This is a genomic window from Kosakonia oryzendophytica (genome assembly GCF_900094925.1).
Taxonomy (GTDB): Bacteria; Pseudomonadota; Gammaproteobacteria; order Enterobacterales; family Enterobacteriaceae; genus Kosakonia; species Kosakonia oryzendophytica.
On the sequence record NZ_FMAY01000006.1, the window covers coordinates 189,862 to 205,926 of the forward strand.

24 protein-coding genes and 1 pseudogene are annotated in these 16,065 nt (G+C 50.5%); 22 read left to right on the forward strand and 3 right to left on the reverse strand.

Annotation, left to right across the window (positions count from 1 at the left end; translation table 11 throughout):
* Positions 1 to 38: 38 nt before the first annotated feature.
* The 11 genes and pseudogenes from GA0061071_RS23295 to GA0061071_RS12300 form a co-directional block, all read left to right on the forward strand.
* Positions 39 to 774: pseudogene (locus tag GA0061071_RS23295) on the forward strand (RHS repeat-associated core domain-containing protein); the annotation flags it as partial.
* A 349-nt stretch (positions 775 to 1,123) separates the two neighbouring features.
* Positions 1,124 to 1,420: a hypothetical protein gene (locus GA0061071_RS23300; RefSeq protein ID WP_139109656.1), complete on the forward strand. Its 297-nt coding sequence runs from the start codon at positions 1,124 to 1,126 to the stop codon at positions 1,418 to 1,420.
* A gap of 614 nt (positions 1,421 to 2,034) precedes the next feature.
* Positions 2,035 to 2,412: a hypothetical protein gene (locus tag GA0061071_RS12255; RefSeq protein ID WP_139109657.1), complete on the forward strand. Its 378-nt coding sequence runs from the start codon at positions 2,035 to 2,037 to the stop codon at positions 2,410 to 2,412.
* Positions 2,413 to 2,513: 101 nt separating this feature from the next.
* Positions 2,514 to 3,023, forward strand: coding sequence for a hypothetical protein (locus GA0061071_RS12260; protein ID WP_245191422.1), 510 nt, complete (start codon positions 2,514 to 2,516; stop codon positions 3,021 to 3,023).
* Positions 3,024 to 3,198: 175 nt separating this feature from the next.
* Positions 3,199 to 3,540, forward strand: coding sequence for a hypothetical protein (locus GA0061071_RS12265; protein ID WP_088238321.1), 342 nt, complete (start codon positions 3,199 to 3,201; stop codon positions 3,538 to 3,540).
* 275 nt (positions 3,541 to 3,815) lie between these two features.
* On the forward strand, positions 3,816 to 4,064 hold the full coding sequence (locus GA0061071_RS12270; protein ID WP_088238322.1) for a DUF7660 family protein: 249 nt from the start codon (positions 3,816 to 3,818) through the stop codon (positions 4,062 to 4,064).
* A 48-nt stretch (positions 4,065 to 4,112) separates the two neighbouring features.
* Positions 4,113 to 4,556, forward strand: a complete 444-nt coding sequence (locus tag GA0061071_RS12275) for a DUF6386 family protein (RefSeq protein ID WP_088238323.1) — start codon at positions 4,113 to 4,115, stop codon at positions 4,554 to 4,556.
* Positions 4,557 to 4,623: 67 nt separating this feature from the next.
* On the forward strand, positions 4,624 to 5,403 hold the full coding sequence (locus GA0061071_RS23600) for an SMI1/KNR4 family protein (RefSeq protein ID WP_245191423.1): 780 nt from the start codon (positions 4,624 to 4,626) through the stop codon (positions 5,401 to 5,403).
* A 50-nt stretch (positions 5,404 to 5,453) separates the two neighbouring features.
* Positions 5,454 to 5,933 (forward strand): hypothetical protein, encoded by a 480-nt coding sequence (locus GA0061071_RS12290; RefSeq protein WP_088238324.1) that lies wholly within the window; start codon positions 5,454 to 5,456, stop codon positions 5,931 to 5,933.
* Positions 5,923 to 6,264 carry a hypothetical protein gene (locus GA0061071_RS12295; protein WP_088238325.1) on the forward strand — a complete coding sequence of 114 codons (342 nt, stop codon included), beginning with the start codon at positions 5,923 to 5,925 and terminating at the stop codon, positions 6,262 to 6,264. Before GA0061071_RS12290 ends, GA0061071_RS12295 begins: the two co-directional genes overlap by 11 nt.
* A gap of 63 nt (positions 6,265 to 6,327) precedes the next feature.
* Entirely contained in the window at positions 6,328 to 6,774 is a 447-nt protein-coding gene (locus GA0061071_RS12300; protein WP_088238326.1) for a hypothetical protein, read from the forward strand.
* A gap of 34 nt (positions 6,775 to 6,808) precedes the next feature.
* Here the strand turns inward: GA0061071_RS12300 and GA0061071_RS12305 are convergent, their stop codons facing one another.
* Positions 6,809 to 7,399 (reverse strand): DUF4291 domain-containing protein, encoded by a 591-nt coding sequence (locus GA0061071_RS12305; protein WP_061492714.1) that lies wholly within the window; start codon positions 7,397 to 7,399, stop codon positions 6,809 to 6,811.
* Positions 7,400 to 7,495: 96 nt separating this feature from the next.
* On the opposite strand from GA0061071_RS12305, the gene GA0061071_RS12310 reads away from it, so the two are divergent.
* From GA0061071_RS12310 to GA0061071_RS12355, 10 genes are all read left to right on the forward strand, one after another.
* Entirely contained in the window at positions 7,496 to 7,789 is a 294-nt protein-coding gene (locus GA0061071_RS12310; protein ID WP_061492716.1) for a hypothetical protein, read from the forward strand.
* Between the two features lie 31 nt (positions 7,790 to 7,820).
* The gene (locus GA0061071_RS12315) at positions 7,821 to 8,144 is read left to right on the forward strand and encodes a hypothetical protein (RefSeq protein WP_061492718.1); all 324 of its coding nucleotides are present in this window, start codon (positions 7,821 to 7,823) and stop codon (positions 8,142 to 8,144) included.
* 53 nt (positions 8,145 to 8,197) lie between these two features.
* Positions 8,198 to 8,980, forward strand: coding sequence for a hypothetical protein (locus tag GA0061071_RS12320; protein WP_088238327.1), 783 nt, complete (start codon positions 8,198 to 8,200; stop codon positions 8,978 to 8,980).
* Complete coding sequence (locus GA0061071_RS12325; protein ID WP_088238328.1) at positions 8,977 to 9,546, forward strand: hypothetical protein; 570 nt, start codon at positions 8,977 to 8,979, stop codon at positions 9,544 to 9,546. Before GA0061071_RS12320 ends, GA0061071_RS12325 begins: the two co-directional genes overlap by 4 nt.
* A gap of 15 nt (positions 9,547 to 9,561) precedes the next feature.
* Positions 9,562 to 10,005, forward strand: coding sequence for a tetratricopeptide repeat protein (locus tag GA0061071_RS23605; protein ID WP_061492725.1), 444 nt, complete (start codon positions 9,562 to 9,564; stop codon positions 10,003 to 10,005).
* Between the two features lie 40 nt (positions 10,006 to 10,045).
* Positions 10,046 to 10,585, forward strand: a complete 540-nt coding sequence (locus GA0061071_RS12335) for an SMI1/KNR4 family protein (RefSeq protein WP_061499713.1) — start codon at positions 10,046 to 10,048, stop codon at positions 10,583 to 10,585.
* A gap of 75 nt (positions 10,586 to 10,660) precedes the next feature.
* Positions 10,661 to 11,011 carry a hypothetical protein gene (locus GA0061071_RS12340; RefSeq protein WP_088238329.1) on the forward strand — a complete coding sequence of 117 codons (351 nt, stop codon included), beginning with the start codon at positions 10,661 to 10,663 and terminating at the stop codon, positions 11,009 to 11,011.
* Between the two features lie 46 nt (positions 11,012 to 11,057).
* Positions 11,058 to 11,441 (forward strand): hypothetical protein, encoded by a 384-nt coding sequence (locus GA0061071_RS12345; protein WP_090269442.1) that lies wholly within the window; start codon positions 11,058 to 11,060, stop codon positions 11,439 to 11,441.
* Positions 11,438 to 11,938, forward strand: a complete 501-nt coding sequence (locus GA0061071_RS12350; protein ID WP_061492730.1) for a hypothetical protein — start codon at positions 11,438 to 11,440, stop codon at positions 11,936 to 11,938. Before GA0061071_RS12345 ends, GA0061071_RS12350 begins: the two co-directional genes overlap by 4 nt.
* A complete protein-coding gene (locus GA0061071_RS12355) occupies positions 11,935 to 12,294 on the forward strand; it encodes an SMI1/KNR4 family protein (protein WP_071889834.1) in 360 nt (119 codons plus the stop codon). The genes GA0061071_RS12350 and GA0061071_RS12355 overlap by 4 nt, the downstream gene beginning before the upstream one ends.
* A 62-nt stretch (positions 12,295 to 12,356) precedes the next feature.
* Here the strand turns inward: GA0061071_RS12355 and GA0061071_RS12360 are convergent, their stop codons facing one another.
* On the reverse strand, positions 12,357 to 13,757 hold the full coding sequence (locus GA0061071_RS12360; protein ID WP_061492732.1) for a hypothetical protein: 1,401 nt from the start codon (positions 13,755 to 13,757) through the stop codon (positions 12,357 to 12,359).
* Between the two features lie 359 nt (positions 13,758 to 14,116).
* Here GA0061071_RS12360 and GA0061071_RS12365 point away from each other — a divergent pair, with 359 nt between their 5' ends.
* A complete protein-coding gene (locus tag GA0061071_RS12365; protein ID WP_088238330.1) occupies positions 14,117 to 15,094 on the forward strand; it encodes an AEC family transporter in 978 nt (325 codons plus the stop codon).
* Positions 15,095 to 15,110: 16 nt separating this feature from the next.
* Here the strand turns inward: GA0061071_RS12365 and GA0061071_RS12370 are convergent, their stop codons facing one another.
* A complete protein-coding gene (locus GA0061071_RS12370; protein ID WP_088238331.1) occupies positions 15,111 to 15,905 on the reverse strand; it encodes an SDR family NAD(P)-dependent oxidoreductase in 795 nt (264 codons plus the stop codon).
* Positions 15,906 to 16,065: the final 160 nt, after the last annotated feature.

Genomic DNA, 16,065 nt, shown 5'->3' on the forward strand with positions numbered 1-16,065 from the left:
ATAAGAAATCCTTCCGTTACTCTACTCGATATAAGTAGGCGGATAACCGCACGACACCGGATTTACAGCCGGTGTGGGACAACCTGTTAAAACGGCTGGACGGTGTGCGCCGGGAGTATGACGGCTTTGGCCGGATGACGGAGCGCCAGGGGTATCACACAGCGTTTCAGCTACGACGATGAGCAGCGCATCAGCACGGTGGTGATTGAGGGTGACCCTGAGTTCACCCGGGCAGAATACCGTTACGATGCCCTGGGCCGCCGTACGGAGAAACAGGTGTGGCGACGCCACGCCCGTAAACCGGAACGCACGCAGTACGCGTGGTCAGGCCTGCAGATGGTGGGCGAACGCAGCGACAGCGACCCGGACGCAGCCGTGCAGTATGTCTACACGGAAAACAGTTACGAGCCGCTGGCCCGTATCGACAGCCAGCAGCAGCACGCGGAGATGTACTGGTATCACACGGAAATCAACGGCCTGCCGGAGAAAGTAACCGACAGCCGTGGTGAAATCGTGTGGCGCGGCACCTCCACCGCCTGGGGACGCAGTCAGCACGAAAGCGTGCATGCGGAGTGGGACGTGCCGCAGAACCTGCGCTTCCAGGGACAGTACCTGGACCGCGAAACGGGACTGCACTACAACACCTTCCGTTACTATGACCCCACCGGGGGCTGCTACACCCAGATGGACCCCATCGGGCTGCAGGGCGGGCTGAACACCTATACGTATGTTGTGGATCCGCTGGGATGGGTTGATCCGTTGGGGTTGGCTGGGTGTTCGTTACCATCAAAAGTCAATTTGACTCGTGGGGGAGTTCAACACGTTAAAGAGCGACACGTAGGAAATAAAATTGGCTGGGAGCATAAAAATAAATGGGTTATAGGTAACGCGGAATGGAAATCAACAGTTAGACATGTTTTCCGTAATCCAGATCGAATAACACGTGATGGTTCTCGGTTCGTTTATGAAAAAACTTTATCGAAAGCGGTAGGACGAACCCCTGAAGGTGAAGTTTTGACAAAAGTTAGGGTTGTGGTTGAATCAAATGGTGATCTGGTTACTGCATTCCCGCAAAGTGTATTTAGGGATGCTAAAATAACAGATATGATATTGTGAGGTAGTTATGGCATTAGATTTACATATAAATGTTTCAGGTGAAATTTTTCATTTTGATATCAGCGAATCATTACACTCATCTATTTTTTCTAACAAGACAAGATGGAGTAGTCTAAAATATTTAAGAAAAATAAAAGATTATTACCGTGCTGACAGTATTTTTAAGGAAAATGATGCCATTTTATTTATTAATGAGTTAATTCAAATTTGTGAAGTTAATTCACTGGAAGGAATAGATATAAAGGAAATAAAAAAAATAATAAATAATGGCGAAATGAAATACATAAGAGTTAGTAGCGATTAGTAAACAACAGGTCGGAAGTAATTTCAACGATTTTTCCGGCCTAGTGTAAAGGCATGAGAGTATTTTACAGATCTCTTTAACTGCTTTTATATATAATCAAGTTGATTCTCCATTTTGCCGTTTTTTTGACATGATAGTAAATCAACTCTGCTCAAGTTAATTTTAACACAGTGTCCTTAACTTTTCGGTTTCTTTGAAAATTCTGATTTTTAGAACCTGCAGTAACCATCGACTGCTATTCAGCTTGATTTCCAGAACCATGAGATGGCAAAACTAGATATTAAAATATTTTACTCAGCCAATGGAGAATGGTCCGACTTTGTTACTGGGGGCAGAAAAGGGATACTTTCTCATACTCATGATGATGTAAGCTGACCTATGGTAGGAAACTCCGGAGCAGTAAGAGGCGGGAAATCGCCTATAGGTAGAGGGGAGGCAGGTGGCTATTTTTTCAGAAAAAGCAGCAGTTTTATTCGATAAGTTTAAGAAATAAGGTGTTAATGATGATAGATAAGTCGAAAATTATTGATGGGGAAACCATTGATAATAAAAAAGATAACAACCCAAGAATTATTTAACATGAAAGATGAAATTTTACATGGTGAATGCATAACATGATCGAAAATGAAAAGCCACAAGATGGTTTGTTATTTGTAGATGAAAATAATCCAAATGACTTTATCATATTTAATTTTTATACTTGGGTATCTATTATTAAAGGGATCATGGTTTTTTATGGTCAAAAAACTGAAGATGAGGCGCAAAGAATAATTAATAATACGCCTCTGTTTACCCGTCCACCCCAAAATTATCTTGAAGCATCTTTGTTAGGTCATGAAGAAGAGTACTATTGGGCTATGGTCATGTCGCATGGCGAACGTTTTTTTGATAAAGGATACAGTTACACTGCACCAGAGGGTTACCTTGCATGGGAGGATAACTATATACAAGAACATAACCTTGCCAAAGCATCGTTATTTTTTAATGATTGATTTATGATGTTTTAGCGGACTTTTATGTTACGGTTTCCACCGTGCTGCTGCGGCAACAGCTTGCATCTGCCCGATGAGCTCGGTGTTGGATGGTGCAAGGAATGTCTCAGAAATACCGAAAAAAATCAGGTGAAGCCATGAATATCTCCAGATTAGCCGTAGATCGCTTGCTGAAAATTAACTGGTTCATAAATTTAGGAAAGCCTACTGTTTTATATCATGCAACGCAGCTTACTGATGAAAATGCGTTTATTAAAGAGATTGCCAGTGGGGATTGGGAAGACACCACCCTTGAGGCACGGAATGAAATAACGGGGCATTTAGCCAAAAAACACAGTAATGACTATCAAGAATGGAATACTCTTGCCAGAGAAGCCCAGGGAATTATCGATACTGAAATTACCCCGCTAGTGACAAATAATGAAGTGGTTCAACATGTTATTCTGGATAATATTAAATGGGACTTGATTAATTATTTGATGGAAGATGCGTATAAAAAACATTTAAAGGGTAGTCTCTTCTTTGAGTCGCTTATTAATATCTATGAACATGGGCATATTCCCTGCGGCTGGAATGGAAAATGGCCAGTGGGTAAGCTGATAATCTATTAATATCATCATATTTATGAAAGATGGAATGTCTAAGCCGTTAAAATGCGTACGCGATGCAAGGAGACATGTCGGCTTTTGGCTCTTTGCCAGAGCAGCGTCATCCTCATCTACGGGCATGCATCGACCGTAGCCAGTAATACGGGTTAATTTATTGGTCTCATTCAGGGGAGTAAATATGACGAGCAATAAACGGTGGTTGAGTTTTATCCTGGCGGAAGAGGGGACGTTCGACGCGCTACTTTGCAAATTCGAACGTGCTTTTCAACAGCCGCTCATCTGTCGTGATGATAAAGGGCGCTATATCGCCCGTGCGGTCTGTCAGGACTTTGAAATCCAGGTTATCGATAAACAGGACCGACTGAGTGAATTGCTGTGCGACGAACACTATGTTCTGGATGTGATTATCGCTTCTGATGACCACTTCAATGAAGCGTTTGAGGCACGGATTAAAGCGCTGTTATCTGATCACGCAATACAGTGGACGAGACGACGTTGGGCTCCGCATTCTTTATCCTAATCTCCGGGCTACTACGTGGTGAATATCATTATCCACACATCACTGTGTTGTTGTTATTCTGCGCAACACACGATCAACGCGCTTTAGTTCAGGGGGTATGCGTGTAAGGAGCCTGAATGACGCACGATTTTTTAAATTTCACCCTCATTATCGCCAGGTCACCTTACTGATCGAGGGCGCAGGTGCGGAAAATCTGTTGTGATAAAACCGCGGTAAGATAGCGGTACGCTTTATCATCGGTCTCAACATCGTAGAGAACGGATAAGGAGCACAGCATGTGTGAAGAACATTTCCCGGTAAATAACCGGGAGGAACTACTAACCCTGATACAGGCATTAGCAACCGATGCCCGACATTCACCTGAAGCGTGGCAAAATAAAAGCGTTGCGGATTATCTTGAGGCCATGGCGTCGTGGATGGAAGATATGGACGGTTATTACAAAAACAGGCAGTTGCCGCTTCCCCAGAATATTAGCTGGGGCGTTTTTGCCGATGTATTAATGGCTGCTAAAAGCTATGAATAACCCTCCGTTGGCATTTTATAGCTGCGCCTTCACCTCAAAGGATACCTGATGGAGACGACATTTACTTTTGTCACCGGCACGGCGACGTTGGCGATTTTTGACCTGGCTTGTTTGCAGCATCGGGTCAGTGATGATGCTGATTGGTGGAGCATTCCTGAAGATGAAATAGAAGAAATTAATCGCGGGAATGCGCTGTTTCTTAATCTGGGTGAGGACGGTGAATACCGCGTGATCATCAGGGATGATCTCGATGACACCTGCGCCTCGCTGTCGCTGCGCGTTCCGTCCGGCAGGGTGTTTATTGGCGCAGGCGAAGATACTTCCGGCGGCGATCTTGAACCTGACGGCTCAGCGGTAATGGCTGGCATATTTTTGCCCCTTCCGGTGGGCTGTTATAGGGTCCGTTACAGCAAATCACAGTCGCAAATATCGCTGTCCTTCACCCCCGTCGAGGGCGCATCAAATGATATTCAGGATCTACTGAGAATATAAATACCCGGCTTGTGCCGTTGCGGCAAAAACGAAACCCTTGGGTCTGTAACTAACAGGGAGAAAAGACATGGCACAACTTTTAACGGCCAGTGAATTACCGGCATGGTTTAGCTACCCAGCGGATTTTTTGCGACTCTGCGCGCAAGGAACGGTGGATTTCGACCCGTGGATTATTCTGCAAGGCGACAGGCTGAAGACACGCTATGAGGGCGTGAAAACACGCTATCCGGGGCGGGCGCTGCTGCCTTTCGCCCGCCGGGAAGATAACGACGATATTGCCTGCTGGGAACGGGATCAGGGCGAGCGTGTCATTATCATTCACGACTTTGCGAGTGTGGGATACGAGAATGTCACGGTGTTTGACACCTTCGCCGACTGGTTGAGAGAGGTCATTGATGCGGCCGAGGATTACCAGGGGCCGCTATTTTTGACCGACAGTCTGCCGCCCGCAACGGAAAATGACATTGCGCGCCTGGCCGCACTCACGCCCGTGCCGCTGCCTGTCGGGATGATCGCGTTATACCAGACATTCAATGGCGGCCAGCCGCTGCCTTCGTATGTTCATGACGATGCCTATATTTATCCCATCAATGCGTTTTTTACAGTGGATGAGATAGGGGACTGTTTCCATCAGTTCGATGAAGAGGGTCTGCCGGAAGGCTTTAAAAAAGGCGAGTTACTCCCGTTTGCTTACGATCCGGGCTCGGGCATCTATGCGGTATCGTTAAGGGAAAAGGACGCCGGTCAGGTCTATTTTTATATTTTGCATGAGCAGGCGGAAATCTTCGGCATCTGGCCAGATTTTTCGGCATTTCTTGCCTCTTTTACCCGCTATACAAGGGATTAATTAACCCGATTCTGAGGATGTCCTGAGCGTGACTGAACAAGGTTTTTACCATGATTGAGGTACAGAGTTTTATTAAGTCTGAGCAGGGTTTTGTTGATGTTTTCGCCTTTGAAGGCACCATTACGGATCCGGACTATATTGATGGCGCTCTGCTGCTGCGGATAAACGGTGTGGAGCTGATTAATCAGGCCATGTGGGATTATGTCGATCAGCTGTGGGCGTATTTCACGTCGGGCTTGCTGGCGCTGGCGGAAGAAAACGCGTTCGAAACGTGTTTCCCGGATCAGCCTGTCACCGTGCGGTTTACACCCTTGCGGGACCAGGTTCTGATCAGCGTTGATTGCCACGGTGAAGTGAAAGCCGTGGTCGGGAAAGGCGAATTTATACGTGAAATGGCAACACAGGCGCGTCGATTTTTTGAACGCATGGTTACGTTAAAAGGCATCGACCGGCACGCCTATGATAACGAAATCCGCCAACTGGCTGCGCTTCCGGCCTCGTATTTCAAGGCGACGACACATGACGAATAAGAATGTTGGTTTGCAGCCGCTGCGTGTTCCTGCGGGATGGTTTATCGCGCTTAATAATTTTTATGAGGTTGAGCCGGTGACCGAAAATATCGATTACTTTTTCAGTGCGGTGCTGATCGGCGGTGAAAATAAGCGACTGGGCGTGAGTTTTGATTCCCGGTACGAACCCGAAGGGATCCCCGGCGGGGAGTTCGTGCTGGTGTTACAAAAACAGGATTATGACAAAAAGGGGCATATCACCCGTGTCAGCGTACTGGACGTGAAGCGCACAAAGCAAAAAGCGCACTTTATCCGGCAACTCGAAGAGTTTATGCAAACCGGTAAGGTTTAACAGAGGCGGTAATGCGAGTGCGGACTCACTTGAAAGATCGCTTTTTACCCTGGCAGGTTGAACATGACGCAACATGAAGATCTTGACGCAGAACTGGACAATCGCATCACGATGCTGGTTGAAGCCGGCAACATCCACCACGATAATGCGAACGTTACCGATGCGCTGGCGGCTTATCAGCAGGCCTGGGCGCTACTGCCTGAGCCTAAAATGGCGTGGAGCGTGACGGGCTGGGTCGCGGCATGTCTGTACAGCGCCTGTTTCGATTTGCAGAACTTCGCCGCGGCAAAAACATGGGGCGAAATCGCTCTGGCCGCGAACAGTTCTGCGATTGATACCGCGCCGCTCATTGATCTGGGAATGGCCTGCTATGAGCTAAAGGAATACGACGCGGCGCTGAACTATTTTGCGCAAGCCTGGCACTATGGTCAGCGGCGGGCATTTCAGGGGCGACCACAAAAATATCTCGATTATTTTTTGCAGAATCGTACCGACCCCTCATCCGGCTGACTGTTCTGCGTGGCCGGTGCGTTATGCCTCCTGCTTAAACGGTGTAAATTCTCTCTTCCGGCAGCAACCGGCGGGCGTCATCAATATTTCCGGCATTAACCAGCGTGTGAATGTCGGTCGCACGTTCGGTGACATCGGTGATATTGACGATCCATTTTTGACAATAATCCACCACTGCCTGGTTGCGTAAGCCAATCTGAATGGTGCGCCAGGGCAGTTTATTCATGTGAATATCCCGCTCCGGATCCCACTGAATGACCACATCGGACGCGGCGATTTTACTTTTCCATTCGGCCTGATCGTCGCAAGTGGCATGACGGTGACTGCTTAAAATCCCCTGATTAAGGATCTGCTTAAAGCCTTCATGGCTAAGATCGACAGCCAGTACCCGGCACTGATGCGGATCTTTCTTCCCCCAGCCAGATCGGTACATCATCCACAGAAACGAGGGCTTAATCCACGTCATACGGGTCATGCTAAAGGGCGGGGAAACAAAGGTACCCTGCGCAAGGGCGCTATCGGCAATGGCGTCGGAATAAGCCTGATAAACGCGGATAACATCGTTAGTATAAAACGCTCTTATTTCCCGTTCCGCGACGGGAGTATTTTCTGTTATTTGCATCATCTTTTACTCATCCTAAGTGCATGGCGGTCTTTTACCGCGCAGTTGGCGTGGTAACGCGCCGCGATGAGAATGTACTGTAAGAGATAACGGGATACTATGGAAAACAGTGTTGCGCATATAAATGCGTTGATTCTCGATATTGTTGAGAATGTCCGCCTGGCGAATATCCCCGGGAAGGACACCGTGGAAGAACTGTATCGGGCGTTGGATGCGTTCTACGCCGCGTATAAAGATAACAGCCTGCTTCCAAAATCCGTCGCCTGGGCACTGTTTGTCCTTCGCGATAATCTGGAAGGCGCCTTGAAATATGCTTCAGGTGAAGATGCCCGCGCGCTTGCCGGGATGAGTTCAGCGGTTAACCGCTATATAGAACAGATCTTTCTGGAGTGAAGACACATATTGCAGCGCCTGCGGAGAGTATATGAAAGCAGAAAACGAACAGATCCAGCTGACCGGAGAAGAGGCGTTAGCCATTTTGAGTGAGGTTGAGTATATCCTGATCTCCCTACGCGATATCGCCCGCCACTATTACCACGGCGAAACAATATGTGATGCGGCGGAAAATGAGCTGGCATATTGCCGGGAAACTACCGGTTTTATCGATCGTAACCGGGTAACGCATCGTCTGGCGAAGGTGCGCGCCATATTGTCTGCGAAATTTAACGATGAACTGGGCGATGATGATATGGGCGATCTGGAACGTGAAATGGAAAAAATTCGCTGCTGGGAAAAACCCGGTGATTGATTTGCGCGTGCAACAAACCAGGATTGGGGAATAACCGCAACATAGGGAGAGGTATGTACACAGGAATTGCGCTATACGGCACAGAACAGGTTTCACCCGCTTCGGCGCTGGCGCTGGGTATGACGCTTTTCAAACACGCTGCGCTGGAGGTCTCATCCTGTGGCTGGAATCAGTATGTGCAGCCGGGCGACCACCCCGGCGATCACGATCTGATCGAGTCCACGCTGGATGCATTGCGGGAAAAAGTGGCGGCGCAGCAGATCAATGCGTTCAGATTGTATAGCGAGAAGCCCGGTGCGCTGCCCTGGTCTGCTTCTTTCGGTGTGTCCACCGCTGAGTTCGGCCAGTTTCACCATATCGATATGCAACTTCCTGCGTGTGGGGATATGGCGGCTCTGCTCAGAATGGTGGCCTGCGAGATTCATTTCGATTACGGGATTGCGTACCACTGCGACACGGTCAGCAAAGCTTACTATTATGCCGCCGGCGAAAATCTGGTCTCTGTTTGCGGCTGCGAAAACCCCGTGTTATTTAAGCGGGAAACGCCGGGCCGGTTCCGCGGGGCGGAGCGTTACAGGCGCAGCATGCTGCGAATGATTTATCCCGTTAACGTCGTTAATCGCCATCATTTGGCACAGCCGGTAATGGGCATGCCGCTACAAACCTGGATCGCGACAACCGGTGCCGGTGATATTGAACACCTGCAGAATGATTTATGGCTCTGGACGGTCAGCGACGCGCGTATTGCTGAAGTCAATCAGACGCTGGGCGAGGCCGGATTACTGATTGCCTGGAAAGGCGGTGACGCCACTAAAACACGGAAGCGCCTGCCATGATAACGGACAAACTGGCGCTGGTTTTAGCGGTGCTCGATAACCGCCCGCTGCGCGAGGGGAAAATCAGCGATGCGGCGTTTTTCCTCAACTACCCGGCCAGCCAGGAAACTATCAGTACCCTCATTAATGATGAGCTGCGTCATGCGGTAGAGACGAAAAATGCGCTGGCGCTGGAGTTAACCTTATACCTTGGTTTTCACTTTCACTTTTCACCACCGGACAGCGAGGCGCTTATTCCGGCGTTAACGGCATTCTGGCATCAACGGCATGCGGAAGTGCTCAGAGCGCTGTTAACACTCGCACCGCGCAGTGAAATCGCGGTAGCGGCAATTTATCAGTGTGCTGCAACGGATCATGACTACCTTTGTGATGATCGCGAGGACGGAATATTTAACCTGGCGACGGACTGTATTTATGCGCTGGCGAAAATAGCCACTCCGTCTGCCATTGCCGCATTACAGGCGTTAACCGACAGTCAGTGGCAGCCGGTAGCCGCAAAAGCACGACATGTGATGAAGAAATACGGATTAACGCCGCCGGCTGCTCACAACAAGCCAGCAGAATAAGCATCAGGAGCCGATATGTTATTAAGCCCATTGCTCTCAGAAACTGACGCCGCACTGGAAAACAGGATTGTCGATATTATTAACGCTGGCAATGCATTGTCGGATAAAAAGCAATTCGCCGAGGCTATCCGGCAATATGATCAGGCCTGTGCACTGTTGCCTGAGCCGAAGTTTGCATGGGAAATGATCGGTGGATGGCTGACAGGGAGTTATTACAACGCCTGGTTTGCCCTTGGCAACTATGAAAAAGCCAAAGCATGGGCGGAGGTTGAACTGGAATATCGCCGTTCTGAAATTGATGTCGGGCCGCATATGGATTTGGGCATGGCCTTATATGAACTGGGCCAGTTGGATGAGGCCTTCCGCTATTTCGACGCGATCTATCGTTATGGCAAGCGTCGGCCTTTTAAAGAATATCCTCACAAGTACCTGGAGTTTTACCTTGCGCGGCAGCGATGATTCAATTCAATGTGATGGAAACCGTGTAAACGAGGACGTGGTGCTATTAACCCTGGCGGATATTGAACAACGACTGGCCGAAAAATTTTTACCCTTAGAGGGTGAGATGGATGAATTACTGCTAAAACAACGGCGCGAACCGGTGGGCGACATATGTGCGCTTGAGCAAATCCTGAATGTCAGGCTGAGCGGTGACTTCCTGGCGTTTCTTTCCCGCTATGATCTGGACCATTTCTCCCTTGGCAATATCGCCTTTGGCACAGGTGAGGATTACCTCGCGCAGGTGATAGCGCTCAATCAAAGTGAGGCGTTTAACCGCTGGTGGCCCGGCGTCAGCCGTCCTGAGGGCATCATCGTGATTGCGCTTTCCGATCCGTATACCCTGCTGCTTAATACCCTGAATCAGCGCGTTTACGCCATTACCAGCGAACCGACAGCGGCGGATGACGATCCGGTTGCTGACAGTTTTGCGCTGTTTATCCGGGGTGTTGGGTCACTGTTTTTACAGGCCGCGCACCCGCAAGAGGTTGCCAGCGCGGTCGGCGCAGTTAATCTCGCTTTCTGGCAGGAAATAGCATAAGGCCACGTTTTCTGCATTTGCACACGACCTCAGGGGAGAGCGGCATCCGCGATAGCCCCATTGCAGGAGAACATAATGGAACATGATGAACAGGTGGTGAAGGCGGTTGCCCGCGCGTTGTTTGACGACAATGCCGTACGTTACCAGCAGGCGTTGACCAGACCGGTGAACAGCGATAGCGACGTCTATGGCAGGGCCAGAAATGCGCTGGCATCGCTTACCGTCGAGCAGCAACACGATGTGTTGCGCTTTATACAGATGGCGATGGCCGACAGTGCCTCGGTTATCTTCGGCATGCTGGATGGCAGTCATTTCCCGCAAGGGATTGATGGCGATTTTGCGGTGCATTATCAGGATGCCGAAATCCAGGGAAGCCTGCAGGACATCTGGATTGAACAGGCAGAGCAACGCGGGATCTATCGCTAAGCGCTGGCCGTCTCCCCATTAGCGCATCAACGGAGCAAGCAACAAGATGATAAATCCTGCCTTAACCGAGCTGGATAACCGCTTATCCGCCAACGGATTTTTTGATTTCCTGGCATCGCTGGATGCCGATGCCGCCCTGGATTTGCGCGATGAAGCTGCATTCGATGAGGCCTGGATGCAGGCATATCGCGAACTTCAGGCCCAGGCATTCCCGGCGCAGGTGCTGACTTTTATCGACACATTACGCGAAAAAGCATTCAAACATGCTTTTCGCATCAACGGCAATGCAGAGATCGCGGCGTGTATTGCTGACGATGTCGATCTGATTGCTAAAAGTCTGGCTGCCGGGAAGGCGGGCGGCTGGGCAGTCACGCAACTGTGGTCTGCGTATCTTCGTGGCCGGTTTCCGGCAACGCAGGAGGAAGGATGATTGATCTGAATGCGGACATCATCAGTAATCACTCGCTAGGCAATATCTGCCTTGGCCAGTCGATTGATGTCTATCTGGAAGAGTTGCTTGAGCGCTTCACGGTGGAAACGAAAATCTACCCGCCCGCGCACCCGCAGGCAGAGACAATGCACGGCTATTTTATTAATCACGGCGCGATGGTCGTCTTCACCAATTCGCTGGATATCATCGTGTCGGTGGGCTGTAACCAGACTTATAGCGGTAAATACCGGCAGACCCTCTACCCGGGGATCACCATGGAGAAGCTTTCCATGCTCGTGAAAGAGGTGCGCATTCTGCACGGCGCGCTGATTGTCGATAACGATTATGGATTGTCGTTTCCTCTACCTTCGCCGCATGACGAGCTCGCCGATCATCTCCACCAGATACCGCCTGAGCTGACGTTGAACGAAATCTACGTTTACGATCACTCGCCGCTGGTGCCCAACGTAAAGAACGTGAAGAAGAAACGAAAATGAGTAACCTGCTGCCACCTTCACTGCAACACCTTGAGCGCGTGCTGGGCATGACATTGCCGCCGCGCTACCGCCGCTATTTACTGCAAACGATCCGGGAAAACGCGTGTTGGGAAATCACCACCCCGAACGGCGACGCTCTGGTGTTATTCAATTACCACGATCTGCTGGAGCGCAACCAGACCTATGCTGTCCAGCAGGTGGAGCCGGAATACCTGTTGATCGGTCAGGATGGCGATGTGGGCTATTTCATCCACGCGCGTGTGGGCAAGGAAGCCATCTACACACAGGATCTGGGCGCGCTGGGTAGTCTGCAAATGGAGCCTATCGCGGAAGATATCGACCAGCTCTGTGCCTGACACTGGCGCGGCTGTATCAATCGCGGCGTGGAAAGGCCCCGCAGTGTGCGGGGCGCTGTTTGTCAGGGTGAACAGGAATCGTTAATGGTCTGCTGCGCCTCGTTAATCGTCTCATAGCCCTGATCTTCCATCTGTTTCCAGGTCGGGCGGACTTTACAGGCCTGCGCAACACGAACGGCGATTTCCCCCAGCAGTTTGACGCCTTTACCGGAGGAACAAATCCCGGCGTCTGGTGACTGCGCCTGTGCGCCTATCTTCTCTGCCGCTTCAGCGCCTTTGCGCTCAGCGGTATCACAATCGCCACTCAGGTCGATAGCCATCGCTTCGGCGGAGAGCGCCGGGCGGGCACCACCAGAACCGCCACCGCTGCTGCCTGCAGAAGAAGCACCGGCGCCGGACGACGCAGAGGGCGAATAACTGCTCTCACTGCTGCTGTTAGCGGCCAGCGCGGCCTGGTTGAGCGAGTTACCGACGGCCTGAGACACGCTGCCGCCAGAGGCATGCGCAACGATGGCGCTGCTGGCGACACCCGTCACCGCATTGACCAGCGTATCGACCTGCGATGGCTGCTGCGCTTCTTGCTGCGCAGCCTGAGCGCGCTCGGTTTCCGCCTGAGCCTGCTGCGCAGCGTATTGCTGGTTACTGACCTCCGTTTTATGGCGCGTACCCGCCAGCGCGGCCGTCACGTCAGACAGGTCACCAAAGCCTTTCTTCTTCAGAATGGCCGCCACGTCGCGGAGTTTATTGCTGTCGGCGACAACGCGATGGCCCTCATCCACACCGCCCCATGCGCTGTTTAGCGTGGACCACTGTGTCCCCAGGCGGCTGGCGAGTTTATTATTTTTCAGGTCCCGCGCCAGGTTTATTGCTGCGGTATACATATCACCGCTTGCCAGCGGCGTCAGGTTCAGCGCGGTGACGAATTTATCCAGCAACGTTTTGGAGCCATCGCCTATTTCGCTATGGGTTTTGTAAGAGGACGCATACAGGTAATTCGCATGCGCAGCGCCTAATTCACGGGCATAACGTGTTACCAGCGTCTCGTAACTCGTCAGGGTACTGATAGCCTGCGTTTTATTACTGCTCGCTTGCTGTTTTGCCAGCCCACTATAGTACTGATATTGCATGAGAAGATGATAAAAATAGTCTTTAGTATCGCTGGCTGCGAATTGCTGTTCAGTGAATTTAATGAGATTTGCATAATCTTTATCATCATAGAGTTTTTTTAATAATCCATTATCGTAATCCATAACTGCACTGGTAACTTTATATTCCGTCTGGCTGGAATAGCAAAGTTGCAGCATTAACTGGCGATTATTCAGGTAGGCATCGTAGTTTTTATTATTAATGGCATTTTGCCCGGCGGTGAAGGCATTATTACAGGCTGTGTTGTCATAGGATGCGCAGCCTGATAAAAGCAGTGCGCAGCCAGCAACCACAATGGATGCTTTCAGTGCTATCATGGAGTTAACCTCGAACTATCATTATTTGTTTTTACTATTTGGCTAATAATTGCTGTGATAAGGAATAGATAAATTCAGGTTGCAGGTGGGCCTTCTTAAAAAAATAGATAACGGAATTATACGAATAAAATTACATATTTGTTATATATTAGAAATATCTTGTTACTAATATTGTTGCCAAGCGTTATATTTACCCAATGAAACTATATAGTTAGCGAAACGTATAACTTTTCAATAAAAGAAAAACGCAAAAATGCGTGGATCCTTCGTCATCAGGGACTGACGGCGCGGTTGCCTCCCCATATACTGTCAAAAACAAGACGTTAACAGTAATTTCATTAATACAGACAGGGTAAGGGATGGACACGGCGGAATTTTTCGGGCAACTCGCGCAGCAACTGCTCCTCTCTGCGCCGCTCTTTTTACTGATTGCACTGGGGTATGGCTTAGGCCGCTTTGCCGGTTGGCCGGAGTCGGTCAACGAGGGGTTAAATCGCTTCTGCTTTAACGTGGCGATTCCTTGCATGTTGTTCAAAGTCATGAGTAAGTTTTATCAAAGTCCGCCGGTGGATATGCGGCTGCTGATCGCCTATTTCGGCAGTTGCCTGGTCATCTATGTTATTGGCCGCGTGCTGGCGAAAAATGTGTTCCACCTGGACGCAATTTCCGGCTCGGTGTTTGGCCTGGGCGGCATCTTTTCTAACAACGTCATGCTCGGTATTCCGGTGGCTGTCATCCTGCTTGGTCAGGCGAGTCTCGCGTCGGTCGCGCTGGTGCTGGTCTTTAACAGCCTGATCTTGTGGACGTTGGTGACCGTCTCTGTCGAATGGGCACAAAACGGCAGTTTCTCGGTGCGTGGGATCGGCAAGACGCTCATAAGCGTACTGCGCAACCCGATCATTATTGGCATCTTTACTGGCTTTTTCTGGAGTTTTGCGCTTCGTCGCCCGCTGCCGCAGTTTTTTGATAGTCCGGTCAGCATGGTAGCGCAGGTTGCCGCGCCGTTAACGCTGATCACGCTTGGCATGAGCCTCTCGCGCTATCACATTCGCAAAGGCCTGCGCGAGAGTAGCGCAATCTGTTTGCTTAAACTGCTGTTGATGCCAGGGCTTATCTGGGCTGCTGCGTATCTGCTCCATTTGCCGCGCGCGGAAAGTCAGGTGGTGGTGCTGTTAGGGTCAATGGCGGTAGGGGTAAATGTCTATCTGATGGCGCAAAAATTTCAGGTGCTGCAAGGAGCGACCGCGACCAGTATGCTGTTGTCCACTCTCTTTTCGACGGTGACCACGCCGCTATTTATGATCCTGATGGGGCATTTTTACCCCGACTGGCCCTGAGGCCAGCCGGAACCGGTCAGACAATATCGTCAACCACGCCGCCGTCCACGCGCAGCGCCGCGCCGGAGGTGGCGGAAGCCTGTTGCGAGCAGACATACACCACCATATTTGCTACCTCTTCAACCGTGGCGGCGCGCTGGATAACCGAACTCGGGCGATGGGCCATCACAAACTCTTTCGCCAGCGTTTCCAGCGTTTTGCCGGTTTTTTCGATTTCCTCTTTCATCATCTCCGCAAAGCCGTCGGACATGGTTGGCCCCGGCAAGACGCTGTTGACGGTCACGCCGCTGCCGGCGACAAATTTTGCCAGCCCGCGTGCCAGCGACAGCTGCGCCGTCTTGGTCACGCCATAGTGGATCATGTCCGCCGGGATATTCAGCGCCGATTCAGACGAGATAAATACCACGCGTCCCCACTGTTTTTTCACCATCGCCGGGAGTAACGCGCGGGAGAGGCGTACGCCAGACATCACATTGGTCTGCCAGTAATTTTCCCAGGTTTCATCGTCGGTGGCGTAAAAATCCTGCGGGCCGTAAATCCCGGCGTTATTCACCAGAATGTCCACGTCACCCGCCGCGTTGAGCAAGGCCTCCACGCCCTGTGCTGTGCCCAAATCGGCAATAGCCGTGTGCAATGTGGCGTCCGGTAGTTCTTTCTCCAGCGCGGCTTTTGCTTTACGGGTCGAGGCGTCGCTTCGCCCGTTGAGGATCACCGTCGCGCCGCTTTCCGCCAGCCCTTTGGCAATCGCAAAACCAATGCCGCCCGTTGACGCCGTCACCAGCGCCACTTTTCCGCTGAGATCAATCTTCATCGTCTGCTCCTGATGTGAGGGATTTAACCAATGGATCAAGGCTAGCACCTGAGCGAGAGCGCGCATTGCCAATTGTTGCCTGATTACGCGTGCGCACTGGCTTATGCAATTTGCAGCATTGCTTTTCTGGTTTTATTGCTTCCCTCGTTTTCACTGCTCT

What these genes read in the sequence shown, in the direction of transcription:
- GA0061071_RS23300 (WP_139109656.1), top strand. Translation starts at nt 1,124, where the DNA reads ATGGCATTAGATTTACATATAAATGTTTCAGGTGAAATTTTTCATTTT.
- GA0061071_RS12255 (WP_139109657.1), top strand. Translation starts at nt 2,035, where the DNA reads ATGATCGAAAATGAAAAGCCACAAGATGGTTTGTTATTTGTAGATGAA.
- GA0061071_RS12260 (WP_245191422.1), top strand. Translation starts at nt 2,514, where the DNA reads ATGTCTCAGAAATACCGAAAAAAATCAGGTGAAGCCATGAATATCTCC.
- GA0061071_RS12265 (WP_088238321.1), top strand. Translation starts at nt 3,199, where the DNA reads ATGACGAGCAATAAACGGTGGTTGAGTTTTATCCTGGCGGAAGAGGGG.
- GA0061071_RS12270 (WP_088238322.1), top strand. Translation starts at nt 3,816, where the DNA reads ATGTGTGAAGAACATTTCCCGGTAAATAACCGGGAGGAACTACTAACC.
- GA0061071_RS12275 (WP_088238323.1), top strand. Translation starts at nt 4,113, where the DNA reads ATGGAGACGACATTTACTTTTGTCACCGGCACGGCGACGTTGGCGATT.
- GA0061071_RS23600 (WP_245191423.1), top strand. Translation starts at nt 4,624, where the DNA reads ATGGCACAACTTTTAACGGCCAGTGAATTACCGGCATGGTTTAGCTAC.
- GA0061071_RS12290 (WP_088238324.1), top strand. Translation starts at nt 5,454, where the DNA reads ATGATTGAGGTACAGAGTTTTATTAAGTCTGAGCAGGGTTTTGTTGAT.
- GA0061071_RS12295 (WP_088238325.1), top strand. Translation starts at nt 5,923, where the DNA reads ATGACGAATAAGAATGTTGGTTTGCAGCCGCTGCGTGTTCCTGCGGGA.
- GA0061071_RS12300 (WP_088238326.1), top strand. Translation starts at nt 6,328, where the DNA reads ATGACGCAACATGAAGATCTTGACGCAGAACTGGACAATCGCATCACG.
- GA0061071_RS12305 (WP_061492714.1), bottom strand. Translation starts at nt 7,399, where the DNA reads ATGATGCAAATAACAGAAAATACTCCCGTCGCGGAACGGGAAATAAGA.
- GA0061071_RS12310 (WP_061492716.1), top strand. Translation starts at nt 7,496, where the DNA reads ATGGAAAACAGTGTTGCGCATATAAATGCGTTGATTCTCGATATTGTT.
- GA0061071_RS12315 (WP_061492718.1), top strand. Translation starts at nt 7,821, where the DNA reads ATGAAAGCAGAAAACGAACAGATCCAGCTGACCGGAGAAGAGGCGTTA.
- GA0061071_RS12320 (WP_088238327.1), top strand. Translation starts at nt 8,198, where the DNA reads ATGTACACAGGAATTGCGCTATACGGCACAGAACAGGTTTCACCCGCT.
- GA0061071_RS12325 (WP_088238328.1), top strand. Translation starts at nt 8,977, where the DNA reads ATGATAACGGACAAACTGGCGCTGGTTTTAGCGGTGCTCGATAACCGC.
- GA0061071_RS23605 (WP_061492725.1), top strand. Translation starts at nt 9,562, where the DNA reads ATGTTATTAAGCCCATTGCTCTCAGAAACTGACGCCGCACTGGAAAAC.
- GA0061071_RS12340 (WP_088238329.1), top strand. Translation starts at nt 10,661, where the DNA reads ATGGAACATGATGAACAGGTGGTGAAGGCGGTTGCCCGCGCGTTGTTT.
- GA0061071_RS12345 (WP_090269442.1), top strand. Translation starts at nt 11,058, where the DNA reads ATGATAAATCCTGCCTTAACCGAGCTGGATAACCGCTTATCCGCCAAC.
- GA0061071_RS12350 (WP_061492730.1), top strand. Translation starts at nt 11,438, where the DNA reads ATGATTGATCTGAATGCGGACATCATCAGTAATCACTCGCTAGGCAAT.
- GA0061071_RS12355 (WP_071889834.1), top strand. Translation starts at nt 11,935, where the DNA reads ATGAGTAACCTGCTGCCACCTTCACTGCAACACCTTGAGCGCGTGCTG.
- GA0061071_RS12360 (WP_061492732.1), bottom strand. Translation starts at nt 13,757, where the DNA reads ATGATAGCACTGAAAGCATCCATTGTGGTTGCTGGCTGCGCACTGCTT.
- GA0061071_RS12365 (WP_088238330.1), top strand. Translation starts at nt 14,117, where the DNA reads ATGGACACGGCGGAATTTTTCGGGCAACTCGCGCAGCAACTGCTCCTC.
- GA0061071_RS12370 (WP_088238331.1), bottom strand. Translation starts at nt 15,905, where the DNA reads ATGAAGATTGATCTCAGCGGAAAAGTGGCGCTGGTGACGGCGTCAACG.